Genomic DNA, 14,615 nt, shown 5'->3' on the forward strand with positions numbered 1-14,615 from the left:
TTTTGTCCTTTATTCACAGCTTTGTTCACAGGGTGAATAACTTTTTTCACATTATACCCATACCCGCTTTAACATATAACTAATAATAGTTTAGATAAAATAAATCAAACTTATTCACATGATATTCACAGGGTGAAGACTTTTTTAAGGAGCGTTTTTGTTAGCAGATACTGTCATAGAACTTTTAAAAGGAGAAATCGCTTCTTTAGAATATGATCGCTATATTAAACAGCTAAAATTCCATGAAAAGGCCTCTAATTCAGATCAAATGGTCTTTCTTGCTCCTAATATTTTGATTGCTAATTGGGTGAGAACTAAATACGCCGATAAAATTGCCCATCTCTTTGAACTCAAAACAGGTAAAAAACCTGAAATCAAAATTGTCCTTAAAGAACATCTTAAAACGACAAAAGTGAAAACAACCCCTATTGAAATCATCGATGCTATTAAAAACACTAAAAACACTATTTTAAATCCGTCTTATACCTTTGATAGTTTTGTGGTAGGAAGCTCAAACCAATATGCCTACACAGCTGCTAAATCCATTGCTGAAAAACCAGGTGTTATGTACAATCCTGTTTTTATTTATGGACCTACGGGGCTTGGTAAAACACACCTTATTCATGCCGTTGGTAATTATGCCCAAGCAAAAGGTAAAATTGTCATTTACGCAACCATTGAGCAATTTATGAATGACTTTACTTACAATCTTCGAAACCAATCCATGGACAGATTTCGCGAAAAATACCGTAATTGCGATGTTTTACTGATTGATGATACACAATTTTTATCCAATAAAATTCAAACGCAAGAAGAGTTTTTTCATACGTTCAATGAACTTCACTCTGCAGGTAAACAGATTGTTTTAACATCCGATAAACCACCTAAAATGATTAATGGACTTGAAGATCGTTTAAAAAGCCGTTTTGAATGGGGTTTGATTGCCGATATTGGTTTACCAGAATTAGAGACCAAAATTGCCATTATCAAAAAGAAATGTGAACTCGATGGCATTAATCTTAACAGTGATATTGTCAATTACATTGCTGCCAATATGGGCGATAACATCCGTGAAATTGAAAGCGCTATTATTAACCTCAATGCCTATGCATCGCTTATGCGTCAAGAAATTACCCTTGATTTTGCAAAAAATGTAATGAGAGAACAAATCAAAGAGCGTCGTGAAAATATTAGCCTTGAAGATATTATTCAAATTATTGCTAAAGATCTCAATATTAAACCTAGTGAAATTAAATCAACAAAACGCAGCAAAAATATAGTAGAAGCTAGACGTATCGGAATTTACTTGGCACGAACACTCACACCAAATTCTATGCCGTCCTTAGCAACCTATTTTGGAATGAAAGATCATACTGCGGTTTCACACAATATTAAAAAAATTAATGAACTAATTGAAACGAATGAGTCCTTCAAACTCAAAGTTGAAGATCTTAAAAATAAAATTTTAACAAAGCAGATATAAAAAGTTTTGATGGTAGACGTGACGAGATGTGAAAAACTCACACCAAATCTTTCACGTGAATAATCCCTATTTTGAGGTATAATGTGGATGTTTTCACAAATTCATCCCAATCTACTACTTCAGCTATTTTAAATTAAATAATAAAAGGAGAGTCTATGAAAGTTTCGATCAAAAAAAGTATTTTAGAAAACATGTTGCTTAACATACAACCCTATTTAGAAAAAAAAGATTTAAGTCAAATCACATCACATGTTTTACTTATGACTGAAGAAACTCAATTTACACTAAAAGCAACTGATTACGAAATCGGTCTTAGTTACCATACTCCTGAAATAAAAATTAGTGTTGCCGGTAATGCAACAGCTAATGGCAAAAAACTTCTGGATATTATAAAAGGTTTAAAAGATGATGAAGTTGTTTTAGAAACAATCAATGATTACCTCTATATCAAACAGAATAGCTCCAAATTTAAACTTCCAATGCTAAGCCCTAGTGATTTTCCTCCTTTTCCTGAAATCGATTCTAAGCCTAAATTCGACATCGATAGCAATATCCTTGTTCGATCTATTAAAAAAATAGCACCTGCCATTGACAGCAATAATCCAAAGTTTGAACTCAATGGTTCTCTCATTGATATTAAAGACAATAGCATCAGTTTAGTTGCAACCGATACAAAGCGTTTAGCCATTATGAAAATTGAACAACCAACTGAACATGATTTTTCACTGATTATTCCTAAAAAAGCCATTAGTGAAATTCAAAAACTCTTTTTTGATAATATTGAAATTTTTTATGATGAAAATACACTGATTGCTTTATCGTCTCATTTTACATTTTTTACAAAACTTATCAATGGAAAATTTCCTGATTATCAACGTATTATCCCAAAAAATAAAAACTATAGAATTTTACTTAACCGTGAATCCATGGTGGAATCCATTAAACAAATTTCTATTATTTCTCCTGAAATCAAAATCACTTTTAAACCTGATAAAATAGTTTTTGAAAGTTTAAACGATGACAATATTGAAGCAAAAACAGAAATTGAATTTAAAACGGGATTAGACAATGATATTTACCTTGCAGTGAACAGTCGTTATATTTTAGATTTTTTATCTAACATCGAAAATAATAACTTTACGTTAGGTTTTAATGACAGTGGACTTCCTTTCACTTTAGAAAATGATAATTTTATGACCATTGTTATGCCAATTATGATTTAAAAAATTAAGCACATAGTACGTAGTTTTACGTCTATGTGAGCGTAGCTTTTAGAGTTTTGCTTTAAAAGTATATAAAAGAATTACAATAAGAAGTGGAGAAAATATGAGTACTTACGGTGCAGACAATATTAAAGTTTTAAAAGGCCTTGAAGCAGTAAGAAAGCGTCCAGGTATGTATATCGGTGATACCAACATTAATGGTCTTCATCATCTTATTTATGAAGTCGTTGATAACTCTATTGATGAAGCAATGGCAGGCTATTGTGATCTAATTAAAGTAGAACTTACACGTGAAGGTTCATGTATCGTTATTGATAATGGTCGTGGTATTCCCGTTGGTTGGCATGAGGGTGAAAATATGTCAGCAGCAACCGTTGTTTTAACGGTACTTCATGCAGGTGGAAAGTTTGATAAAGATACCTATAAAGTCAGTGGAGGTTTACACGGTGTTGGTGTTTCCGTTGTTAATGCACTTTCATCTAAACTGATTGCTACGATTAAACGTGAAGGAAATGAACATCGTCAAGAGTTTGCGTGTGGTATTCCTCAAACACCATTAGGCGTGGTTAAAACGACTAATCGTACGGGTACAATGATTGAGTTTTGGCCAGATAATACTATTTTTGAAACAACAGAATTTCAATTTGAAATTTTGGCAACACGTTTCCGAGAGCTTGCTTATCTTAACCCAAAAATTCGAATTGAACTTAAAGATCAAAGAGATGGACGTGCTGAAGTGTACCACTTTGAAGGCGGTATTAAACAGTTTGTTTTAGATCTCAATAAAAAAGAAAAAGTAGCAGAAGCTGTTCATTATACTGCTAGTATTGATGATGTAGAAGTTGATGTTGCGATGATGTATAACTCAACCTACAGTGAAATTTTCTACTCTTTTGTTAATAATATTAAAACCATTGATGGTGGAACCCATGAAAGTGGTTTTAGGGCTGGACTTACACGTGCTATTACTAACTATATTTCTTTAAATGCAGGAGCACGTGAAAAAGATGCCAAAATAACAGGTGATGATGTTCGCGAGGGTTTGATTGCTATAGTCAGTGTTAAAGTACCTGAACCTCAATTTGAGGGTCAAACCAAAGGAAAATTGGGAAGCTCTTACGTTAAACCGATTGTCCAAAAATTAGTCTATGAACAACTTGTTAAATATTTTGAAGAAAACCCTATTGAAGCTAAAGCCATAATGAACAAAGCTTTGGCTGCAGCACGTGGTAGAGAAGCGGCTAAAAATGCACGTGATCTAACGCGTCGTAAAGATGCCATGAGCATTGGAACACTCCCTGGAAAATTGGCAGATTGTCAAAGTAAAGATCCTTCTATTTGTGAACTTTACCTTGTAGAGGGTGATAGTGCGGGTGGTTCTGCAAAACAAGGACGCGATCGTGTTTTTCAAGCTATTTTGCCACTCAAAGGTAAAATTCTTAACGTTGAAAAAAGCCGTTTAGATAAGATTTTAAAATCTGATGAGATCAAAAATATGATTACTGCACTTGGTTGTGGTATTGGCGATGAATTTAACGAAGAAAAACTTCGTTATCACAAACTGATTATTATGACCGATGCGGACGTTGATGGTAGCCATATTCAAACTCTACTTTTAACCTTTTTATTCCGCTTTTTACGCCCTATTGTAGATAATGGTTATGTTTATTTAGCTCAGCCGCCACTCTACCGTTATAAAAAAGGTAAAAAAGAGATCTATCTCAAAGATGATCATGAAATGAATGCCTTTTTAATTGAATCAGGTATGGACAGCATTGCGATTGAAGGTGTTGGAACTCCTGATTTAGTAGATTATTTTAAAATCATTTCTGCTTACAGAGGAATTTTAAAAGAGCTTGAAAAACGTTTTGCTATGATCGAAGTGATTCGTTATTTGATTGAAAATCCAGATTTGATTGTCCTTCCTACTGAAGGATTATTTGTTGAAATTCAAAAATTCATTACAAACCTTGGTTACAATATTTTAAATCATTACATCAATGATGAAGGAATTCATCTTTTTATTCAAACCAAAGATGGTTTGGAAGAGCTTCTTTTAGATGAAACATTCTATACCAATCCACTCTATGAAGAAGCACGTTACATTTACACTAAAATACAAGAACGTGACTTTGATGTGTTTGACGGACGTGATCCTGTCGAAGTGTTAGATGAAATTGAAAAAAGTGCTAAAAAAGGTGCTTATATCCAACGCTACAAAGGTCTTGGTGAAATGAATCCTGAACAACTTTGGGAAACAACTATGAATCCTGAAAACAGACGTCTTTTACAAGTTAAGGTTGAAGATGTAGAAGCAGCCAGTGACACCTTTACCCTCTTTATGGGTGATGAAGTTGAACCTCGCCGACAGTACATTCAAGATCATGCCAAAGATGTAAAACACTTGGACGTTTAATGCTCTATTCTGAGATTAAGGAGAGAGAAAATCGATTTATTACAGCTCTTAAAATCGCTTTTCCTTTTCTTCTTCTCATAGGTATTTTTTTTCACGCATTTCAACTTTTTCCCTATACTTCAGTCAATTTTATTCTTCTTATTTTGCTGATTCCCATTTATGTTTATTACACGGTCTATTTGATTTATCACGGATTTCAAACAACGTTGATTGATCCTACGACTAAAACATTTACTAGAATGGAAATAATGACTAAAATCGAAAATATAAAAGATCGAGAAAACACTACCATTATCTTTTTACATGTAAATAATTTTAGTGATATCAATGAGCGTTATGGTATTCATAATGGAGATATTCTGCTCTTTCATTTTATACAAAAATTAGAGTTTTTTTTTACGAGAGCATCATTTTTAAAAAATGTTTCAATTGGACGTTATAGCAATGATAGTTTTTTGTTTTACATTAAAAATCCAAGTAAAGAACTTCGTCATCTTTTAACTATTTTTACGAAGAGTGTTCAAAATGTAGGAATTTCAAATATTGAAATAAAAGTTGATTTTTCACTTTTAAGCGCTGCTTATGACAGTGATACAAAAAATATTATAGAACATCTTTTAATGCTCATAGAAGAACAAAAAAAGAGTGAAGAAATAATGCCAAATATCAAACTAAACCAATTTCAAATGATTATAGATGAAGCAATTAAATACCATCAACTCTTTTTTAAATATCAACCCGCGTTAAGCCTTAAAACTGAAAAAATCGAGATTGTGGAAGTTTTAACCCGTATGGAATCTCAAACCTATGGATTGCTTTCCAAACAACAGATTCAGCGTATTGTTAACCACACAGGGTATGAAAAAATATTTGATGAAAAAGTTTTTGAACTTCTCGTGGAAGAAATTTTGCCTTTAATGGAAAAAGAAATTTTCTTTAGTATTGAAATTTCCCCTGTAACTCTACGAAATCTTAGTTTTAAGCACTATCTTACAACACTTTTTGAAAAAAAGAATCTTGCTCCAAATCGTTTTATTCTTGAAATTACAGAAAAAAAAAGTTATGAAAATATGCACCGCTTTAAAGAAATTATAGAAAGTTATCAAGAGGTTGGATTCAAAATTGCCTTAGGAAATTTTGGTGGTAATAATTGTAGTTTTGAATACTTAAAATATTTACCCATTGATTTAGTAAAGTTTGACATTGAATTCACTAAAAAAATGGATGATTCCAAATACCAACAGCTTCTTTTACATTATGTAGAACTCATCCAAACACTTCATATACAAAGTATGGTAAAATTTGTCGATAAAGAGGCTCTTTTGGAGAAGATGAAAGAGATTAAACCTGATTATATACAAGGGTTTTGTATCTCAAAACCTAAAAATTTAGAACAAATAATAGGAGATATTTTATGAAATACGGCGAACAAATTATTAAAGAATTTGATGTTGAAAAAGATTTAGAAATTTGGCCCAATCAACATAAAAAAAATTATGTGATTAAACTTACATTGCCAGAGTTTTGTTGTTTGTGCCCACGCAGTGGTTATCCTGATTTTGCAACAATTTATATTGATTATACACCTGATGAACTTGTTGTTGAGCTCAAAGCCATCAAACTTTACATTAACAGTTTTATGAACCGCAACATCAGCCACGAAAACAGTGCGAATGAAATTTATGATCTACTGGATCGTAAACTCAAACCAAAATGGCTTAAAGTGGTAGCGGACTTTAATCCTAGAGGCAATGTTCATACGGTCATTGAAATCGATTCAAAACAAGTACGCAACGAGAGTTTATGTTAAGTCCAAAACTCATTGAACAATTTTTTGGAGCAGCTTCCATTCAGCGTTGGAATGATTATCCGCGCATGGTTGAACTCGTTGAGCTTGATAAACAGGCTCATAAGTTCATCATAGCTTATTTGATTGCAAAAATGGAACCCAAAGAAAGTATTAATATGCGCTCTTTAATTGAAGCAGGTATTTTCGAATTTTTACGTCGAGTGGTTGTCACCGACATTCGTCCTGATGTTTTTCGTAAAGCACTCCAAAAAAAAGAGAAAGAGATCAATACATGGGTTTTAGAACAACTCTATGATTCACTCAGCGACATTGAAGATGGGGCTTTTTATGGACGTTTTAAAACCTACCTAAACGATAGTTCCATGTATAAAAAAGAACGTTTTGTCCTTAAAGCAGCTTCGTACATGGCAACACGTTGGGAATTTTCGATTGTCTATCAAACCAGTCAATTTTTGAACAATATTGACCGTGTTAAAGAAGCTGTTGAAGAGGAAATCGAAGACTATTACGAGCTTATCAGTGTTCGTAAAATGGCGATGAATAAAAAAATTTCTAAAATTGTTGATTTAAGTGGACGACTTCGTTTTCAAAAGCGTTGGGCACAAACGCCTCGCATCCCTGAAACTTCTGTATTGGGTCATATGCTTATTGTCGCCATATTAGGTTATTTTTACTCTCTTTCCGCCAAAGCGTGTGATGGACGGTTAGTCAATAACTTCTTTTGCGCTCTTTTCCATGATTTTCCTGAAGCACTTACACGTGATATCATCTCTCCCGTCAAATATTCTGTCAGTGGATTGGATGATATTATCAGTGAGTTTGAGATTAAAATGATTGAAGAAGAGATACTGCCTTACCTTCCAGAGGGACTCATTAAAGAGTTTAAATATCTTCTTGGACTCTACGGCGACAATCAAAAAGATGAGTTTATGAATCACATCAATGAGCATGAGATCAAAATGGTTGAGGATGTTGCAGTTTATAATGAGGAAAAATACAATGCCATTGATGGAAAAGCACTCAAAAATTGCGATAATCTAGCCGCATTTATTGAAGCGACACTTTCTATTTCGCATGGTGTTAGGTCTAAAGAGCTTATACAAGGTAAAGAGCATATTCGCGGTAAATTGAAAGAAAAAGGGAAAATTGGCAATGTCGATTTTTATGAATTAGCGTTGGAGATTGAAACCTATTTGGGAGTGTAAAAAAAGGGTATAAAAAAACCCTCTCCCAGATGACTGCGGCACACACCTCAAAAAAGCGCTCTGCTGTGTTCCCACCCTGAAGCGTTACTCTTAAAAGACATTGCACAGGTCTAGAAGAAGGCGAAGCGTATTTTACCCAAAAATTCTTAAAAAAGACAGGGGATAGTTATGGTCGATCCAAAAATTGAAGAGAGTTGGAAAAAAGTTTTACATGTAGAGTTTCAAAAGCCCTATTTTGAGAGCTTAAAAAGCTTTTTGGTGGAAGAGAAAAAAAACTACACCATTTATCCCAGTGGTGCGAATATCTTTGCGGCGTTTGATAACACGCCTTTTGAGAGCGTTGAAGTGGTCATTTTAGGGCAAGATCCTTATCATGGAGCGGGACAAGCGCATGGACTCTCTTTTTCGGTTCAAGATGGCATCCAGCATCCGCCTTCTCTTCAAAATATCTTTAAAGAATTACGTGACGACATCGGCTGTGCAATTCCCAAAAATGGCAATTTAAGCGCATGGGCCAAACAAGGGGTTTTTTTGCTTAACACGGTTTTAACGGTACGCGCCAGTGAAGCCAATTCACACCGTGGACAAGGGTGGGAAAATTTTACAGACGCTGTGATTAAGACATTGAGCGCTCAAAAAGAGCATTTGGTTTTCATTCTTTGGGGAAGTCCTGCGGGAGCGAAAGCTTCTTTGATAGACAGCAAAAAGCACCTCGTTTTGCGCGCTCCTCACCCTTCACCGCTCTCTTCATATCGAGGATTTTTTGGCTCAAAACCGTTTTCTAAAAGCAATGAATACCTTACATGTAACGGTAAAAAACCGATTGATTGGTGTTTGGCTTGAATGTAAAAGAGGCGATTTACGCGTGGTATCAAAAAAACGGGCGTCATGATCTTCCGTGGCGACAAACGAATGATGCCTACAAAATCTACCTCAGTGAAATCATGCTGCAACAAACCCAAGTCAAAACGGTTCTTGAGCGGTTTTATTTTCCCTTTTTAGAGCGCTTTCCAACCCTTCAAAGTGTAGCAGAAGCACCACTGGATGATGTTTTAAAAATGTGGGAAGGGCTTGGCTACTACACCAGAGCTCGCAATCTTCATCATACGGCCATTACATGTAAAGGGGTTTTACCCAAAAGACCCGAAGAATTAGGCGGGCTTAAAGGCATTGGAAAAAGTACGGCACATGCCATTTGTGCGTTTGCATACCACCAAGCCCTTCCCATTTTAGATGCTAATGTTAAACGTGTTTTGTGTCGCTACTTTGCATTAAGCGTCAAAGATGAAAAAGTGCTTTGGGAAAAAGCGTGGAAGTTTTTAGCCGTAAAGCATCCGTACGAGCACAATCAAGCCATGATGGACATCGGAGCATTCGTGTGTACGTCCAAAAACCCGAACTGTTTGGAGTGTCCGTTAAGCTTTACATGTAAAGGCAAAAATACGCCCGAAAATTATCCATTAGCCATTAAAAAAGCGAAAGTTCCAACAAAAAAACGCTTTGCTTTGGTAATTAAAAAAGAGGGAAAATTGGGACTTATTCAACGAAAAGAGCGTTTGCTTCATGGACTGTGGGGTTTTGTTCAAGTGGATGAAAAACCAAAAAATGCACACAGCCTTGGCAAAGTGACTCATACGTACAGCCATTTTAAACTTGAACTGGAAATGATTTACGATGAGTCTTTACATGTAAAAGTGGATGGCTATTTTACAGAGGAAGAAATTGAAAGTTTAGCCCTCTCAACCGTCGATAAAAAGATTATTCAAACACTTTTCAGCTCAAAATAGTTCTATTTCGTTACAAATATACTCAAAAAATTCATTCTTATGCTTTTATCCTTAAACCTTTCTAAAGTACTACACCATAGCACTACCTCTCTATTCCAAGCGTCAAAAGCTTAAAAATATTTTAAAACTTAATGTTTGTTTAATCTGTTTAGGACTATGGTGAAAGGAGAGAGTCATCTCGATTGACTTAATTTTACCTTAGGAGTTAGAATGAAAGAGGTTAAAATTGAGCTAAAAAATGTCTATAAAATTTTCGGAGATTCACCCAAAAAAGCACTTAATCTTTTAAAAAAAGGTATGGATAAAGCGGAAATTTTTAGACGTACTGCTCAAACAATCGGCGTTAATAACGCCAGTCTTCAAATATACAAAGGTGAAATCTTTGTCATCATGGGTTTATCAGGTTCAGGCAAGTCGACATTGGTTCGGCTCTTTAACCGCCTCATTGAGCCCTCAAGCGGTTCGATTTTAATCGATGGCGAAGATATTGCCATTATGAATCACGCAGAACTCAGAGCGGTGCGCAGAGCTAAGATGAGCATGGTGTTTCAATCCTTCGCCCTTTTGCCCCATCTTAACGTGTTGGATAACGCTTCTTTTGGATTGGAACTTTGTGGTATGCCTAAAGATGAGCGTTACATCAAAGCCAAAGAAGCGTTGGAGCGAGTCGGTCTTTTGGATTATATTCATGCGTATCCAGATTCCCTCAGTGGTGGTATGCAACAGCGCGTGGGTTTGGCAAGAGCGCTTGCTAATAATCCCGATGTGCTTTTAATGGACGAAGCCTTTTCGGCACTTGATCCACTTATTCGGTCTGAGATGCAAGATGAACTGCTCAAACTTCAAAGTGAACAAGAGCGCACCATCGTTTTTATTTCGCATGATTTAGATGAGGCGATGAAACTAGGTGATCGCATCGCCATTATGCAAGGCGGATCGGTGATACAAATCGGTACGCCCGATGAGATTTTAAAAAATCCCGCCAACGAATACGTACACTCCTTCTTTAAGGGCGTGAATGTGGGCGGGGTGATTACGGCAAAAGATATCGCGAGTACCAAACAAGTCACGATCATCCAAAAAGATGGTCAAGGAACGTTGATGGCGCTTCAGACGTTGAGGGATAATGATCGTGAGTTTGCCTATATCGTTGATCGTAGAAAACACTTTTTGGGCGTGGTATCGGTCGATAGTCTGCGTTCTAAATCCAAACGTGAAAGCATTGATGTGGCGTTTTTAAAAGAGATTCCTATCATCGATGGAGCGACTTATCTTAATGACATTGTCGGCATTGTTGCGAGTACGCCCTGCTCTGTACCCGTTGTTGATAAAAACCAAAAATATATCGGCGCCATTTCAAAAGCGACCCTTTTAAAAGCATTGGACTACCAAGGGGAGGATGACAATGAGTGAGAAAATAGAAAATCCGTGGGAAATAGCTCCTTCCACACAAACAGATTGGTTAAATGATTCATCTTCAGCACCGCTTGATGTTTCGTTTGACTGGTTGCATCCGTTTAAAGAGACCTTTATTCCTCTAGATCGTTATGTGGAATCGGGTTTAACATGGACCGTTGCGCATTTTCGTGATGTTTTTCAATCCATTCGTATTCCGATTGATTTGGTGTTACGTACGATTGGAGATTTTTTTAGCTCCATTCCTGCCACCGTTTTTATTGTCGTTGTAACGCTTTTAGCGTGGCAGTTTGCTGGACGTAAAATTGCGATTGGTACGTTTATCTCTCTCATCATCATTGGATTGATTGGCGCGTGGAGTGAAGCGATGATAACGCTCTCTTTGGTCTTTACCTCCGTCTTTTTCTGTTTAGTGATTGGTATTCCCATCGGCATTTTGGTTGCGAACAATGATCGGTTTTCACTGATGATGCGACCGATTTTGGATGCGATGCAAACGACACCTGCTTTTGTCTATTTGGTTCCGGTGGTGATGCTTTTTGGCATCGGAAATGTTCCAGGTGTGGTTGTAACGATCATTTTTGCCCTTCCGCCTTTGATTCGCTTTACCAACCTTGGGATCAGGCAAGTGCCTAAAGATCTGGTCGAAGTTTCGCGCAGTTTTGGAGCGACGCCTTTACAGATGCTCTTTAAAGTGCAACTTCCCGTTGCGATGCCAACCATTATGGCAGGCATCAATCAAACGTTGATGTTAGCGCTTTCGATGGTGGTGTTTGCCTCCATGATTGCCGTAGGCGGACTAGGTCAGATGGTACTTCGTGGCATTGGTAGGCTTGATATGGGATTGGCGTCTATTGGTGGCGTGGGCATTGTGCTTTTAGCCATTGTGTTGGATCGCATCACGCAAGCATTGGGTGAGAAAGATTTGGTAAACGCGCATATTGGATGGTATCAAAAAGGACCTTTGGGCTTTTTATACGACCTTCTTGCCAAACAGAGGAAAAAACATGAAAAAACTACTTAAAAGAAGCCTAATAGGCATAGCATGTTCTCTATTTCTAAGCGTCGCAAGTGTTGCAGCAGATTTACCGGGAAAGGGCATTAAAGTACATCCAATGCATAGCTCCATTGCTGAGGAAAAGTTTCAAACGATTATTATCAATGAAGCACTCAAAGCGTTAGGGTACGATGTTTTACCGATTGATGAAGTGGCGTATGCCGTGATTTATCAGACGATTGCTCAAAATAAGGAGTCGAATGAAATTTACTATACGACTGTCAATTGGATACCTCTGCATGATGAAATGTTTGAAAAAGTAGGTGGTGAAAAAGTCATGTTTCGTAAAGGAACGTTTATTTTAGGAAATGCACAAGGCTATTTAATCGATAAAAAGACAGCGGAAAAGTACCATATCACCTACCTCAATGACCTTAAAGATCCCAAAATTGCGAAGTTGTTTGATAGCAATAATGATGGCAAAGCAGATTTAGCAGGATGTAACCCAGGTTGGGGATGTGAAAGATCGATTGAATATCAACTGGATGCCTTTGGCCTTCGTGATACGATTAAACACAATCAAGGCGAATATTCAGCGATTATTGCTGAAACGATCGCGCGATACAAACAAGGTAAACCGATTTTATACTATACGTGGACTCCGTATTGGGTTAGCGGTGTTTTAGTGCCTGGCAAAGATACCGTATGGCTTCAAGTCACCAAGAGTGCTGACCCTGATCAGATAGATACGGCATTACCAGATGGTAAAAATTATGGTTTTAGCGCCAATACAACGCATATTGTAGCCAATGGCAATCTTGCAGCACAAAATCCTGCTGCTGCTAAATTATTTGAAATTGCGAAATTAGATATTCATGATATAAGTGCAGAAAATATGATGATTAGCCAAGGTGAAAAGAGTGAAAAAGAGATTGAGCATCATGCATCATTGTGGATCAAAGCACACGACACACTCTTTCAAGGCTGGATCAGTGAAGCAAAAAAAGCGGCACAATAGTGTGACGTAAAGAGAAGAATTTTCTTCTCTTTACCCACCATGATGGGGAATGTAACCCTTGCTACCCCAAAGTAAAAGTGTTGCTCCGCACAAACTGACCACCATCATCACGCCCATAATAGGTAAGAGTGTACCATCGTGTAAAGAGCTTGCGATAAAGCCCATGAGTGCTCCCACACTGTACTGTAAAACGCCAATAATGGCATTGGCTGATGCACTAATAGTTGGGAAAAACTCTAACGTTAAGGAGACAGAATTTCCAAACACAAATCCTAGAATACCGACATAGAGTCCTACTAAAGGGAAAATAACAAATAAATCCGCATCATGCAATACGAATAATATAATACCAACAATGGCTTGTATGATAACTCCAAAACGCAAGAGCTGCAAAGGATCTTTTCGTTTCACGACCCAAACATTAAGCCTTCCACAGATCATCATCATCAAAACATTAATACCAAAAAAAAGTGAAAATCGGCTTGCACTGACATGAAAATGTTCCATGTAAACGAATGAAGAAGAAGTGATGAACGTATACATACCAGAAGTGCAAAGAATTTGTGAAACAATGAAAACCATCGCAAGTTTATGACTTAAAACGGCTTTATAGTTTTGAATGGGAGTAATTTTAGTACGTATTTGTTTGATGGCAGGAAAACGAAATAGATAAAAAATTAGAGCAAAAAGTGTATAAAATCCAAGGATTAAAAAGATCGTTTCCCACTCAAAGAATTTAAGAATCAATGCGCCAAGTGTCGGTGCTAACAGTGGTGCCATGAGCATTACCATCGCAATTAATGAAAAAATACGTGCGCTCTCTTTCCCATTAAACATGTCTCGAACGGTGGCAGAGACATTGACGGTAGCAACACCACCTCCAAAAGATTGAAGAGCTCGAAGAATCCAAAAAATTTCGATTTGATTGGTAATGGAGAGTAATAAACTACTCATTCCAAAAACAATCAATCCTATCATAACCATAGGGCGTCTACCGTAAGCATCAGAAATAGGTCCACCTAAAAGCTGTCCCATTGCCATACCAAAAAAGTAGAGGCTAAGGCTAAATTCAACATTAGGAATGCTTGTATGAAGATCTGTCGCAATGGCTGGAAATGAAGGTAAATACATATCAATCGCCAGAGGTGTAATTGCCGATAAAGACGCAAGGACTAAGACGATTTGGCGCTCTGTAAGGGCTTTAGACATGCGTTTGTTTCTTTCTTGTAGATAGTATTGAAGTAATTATAGGGCAAAAGT

General features: G+C 36.6%; 12 protein-coding genes and 1 other RNA gene. 11 read left to right on the forward strand and 2 right to left on the reverse strand.

Annotation, left to right across the window (positions count from 1 at the left end; all coding sequences use genetic code 11):
• Positions 1 to 157: 157 nt before the first annotated feature.
• The 6 genes from dnaA to Sdiek1_RS00030 all read left to right on the forward strand — a co-directional run bounded on the left by dnaA (position 158) and on the right by Sdiek1_RS00030 (position 8,137).
• The gene (gene dnaA, locus Sdiek1_RS00005; protein ID WP_087437319.1) at positions 158 to 1,483 is read left to right on the forward strand and encodes a chromosomal replication initiator protein DnaA; all 1,326 of its coding nucleotides are present in this window, start codon (positions 158 to 160) and stop codon (positions 1,481 to 1,483) included.
• Positions 1,484 to 1,638: 155 nt separating this feature from the next.
• Entirely contained in the window at positions 1,639 to 2,706 is a 1,068-nt protein-coding gene (gene dnaN, locus Sdiek1_RS00010) for a DNA polymerase III subunit beta (RefSeq protein ID WP_087437320.1), read from the forward strand.
• Between the two features lie 103 nt (positions 2,707 to 2,809).
• The gene (gyrB, locus tag Sdiek1_RS00015) at positions 2,810 to 5,122 is read left to right on the forward strand and encodes a DNA topoisomerase (ATP-hydrolyzing) subunit B (protein ID WP_087437321.1); all 2,313 of its coding nucleotides are present in this window, start codon (positions 2,810 to 2,812) and stop codon (positions 5,120 to 5,122) included.
• Positions 5,122 to 6,540 carry an EAL domain-containing protein gene (locus Sdiek1_RS00020; protein WP_087437322.1) on the forward strand — a complete coding sequence of 473 codons (1,419 nt, stop codon included), beginning with the start codon at positions 5,122 to 5,124 and terminating at the stop codon, positions 6,538 to 6,540. The genes gyrB and Sdiek1_RS00020 overlap by 1 nt, the downstream gene beginning before the upstream one ends.
• A complete protein-coding gene (gene queF, locus Sdiek1_RS00025) occupies positions 6,537 to 6,932 on the forward strand; it encodes a preQ(1) synthase (RefSeq protein WP_087437323.1) in 396 nt (131 codons plus the stop codon). The genes Sdiek1_RS00020 and queF overlap by 4 nt, the downstream gene beginning before the upstream one ends.
• Entirely contained in the window at positions 6,926 to 8,137 is a 1,212-nt protein-coding gene (locus tag Sdiek1_RS00030) for an HD domain-containing protein (protein WP_087437324.1), read from the forward strand. The genes queF and Sdiek1_RS00030 overlap by 7 nt, the downstream gene beginning before the upstream one ends.
• Positions 8,138 to 8,156: 19 nt before the next feature.
• Here Sdiek1_RS00030 and ffs read toward each other — a convergent pair.
• Positions 8,157 to 8,254, reverse strand: an RNA gene (ffs, locus tag Sdiek1_RS00035) — signal recognition particle sRNA small type.
• 51 nt (positions 8,255 to 8,305) lie between these two features.
• Between ffs and Sdiek1_RS00040 the strand changes: the two genes are divergently transcribed.
• The 5 genes from Sdiek1_RS00040 to proX all read left to right on the forward strand — a co-directional run bounded on the left by Sdiek1_RS00040 (position 8,306) and on the right by proX (position 13,355).
• A complete protein-coding gene (locus tag Sdiek1_RS00040) occupies positions 8,306 to 8,980 on the forward strand; it encodes a uracil-DNA glycosylase (RefSeq protein ID WP_087437325.1) in 675 nt (224 codons plus the stop codon).
• Positions 8,968 to 9,924 carry an A/G-specific adenine glycosylase gene (gene mutY, locus Sdiek1_RS00045; RefSeq protein WP_238099057.1) on the forward strand — a complete coding sequence of 319 codons (957 nt, stop codon included), beginning with the start codon at positions 8,968 to 8,970 and terminating at the stop codon, positions 9,922 to 9,924. Before Sdiek1_RS00040 ends, mutY begins: the two co-directional genes overlap by 13 nt.
• 210 nt (positions 9,925 to 10,134) lie before the next feature.
• Positions 10,135 to 11,337: a glycine betaine/L-proline ABC transporter ATP-binding protein ProV gene (gene proV / locus Sdiek1_RS00050; protein ID WP_087437327.1), complete on the forward strand. Its 1,203-nt coding sequence runs from the start codon at positions 10,135 to 10,137 to the stop codon at positions 11,335 to 11,337.
• Complete coding sequence (gene proW, locus Sdiek1_RS00055; RefSeq protein ID WP_202819570.1) at positions 11,330 to 12,364, forward strand: glycine betaine/L-proline ABC transporter permease ProW; 1,035 nt, start codon at positions 11,330 to 11,332, stop codon at positions 12,362 to 12,364. The genes proV and proW overlap by 8 nt, the downstream gene beginning before the upstream one ends.
• Complete coding sequence (proX, locus tag Sdiek1_RS00060) at positions 12,348 to 13,355, forward strand: glycine betaine/L-proline ABC transporter substrate-binding protein ProX (protein WP_087437329.1); 1,008 nt, start codon at positions 12,348 to 12,350, stop codon at positions 13,353 to 13,355. Before proW ends, proX begins: the two co-directional genes overlap by 17 nt.
• A gap of 30 nt (positions 13,356 to 13,385) precedes the next feature.
• On the opposite strand, the gene Sdiek1_RS00065 is transcribed toward proX, so the two are convergent.
• Positions 13,386 to 14,564 carry a multidrug effflux MFS transporter gene (locus Sdiek1_RS00065; protein ID WP_087437330.1) on the reverse strand — a complete coding sequence of 393 codons (1,179 nt, stop codon included), beginning with the start codon at positions 14,562 to 14,564 and terminating at the stop codon, positions 13,386 to 13,388.
• Positions 14,565 to 14,615: the final 51 nt, after the last annotated feature.

This window comes from Sulfurospirillum diekertiae (assembly GCF_002162315.1).
Taxonomy (GTDB): domain Bacteria; phylum Campylobacterota; class Campylobacteria; order Campylobacterales; family Sulfurospirillaceae; genus Sulfurospirillum.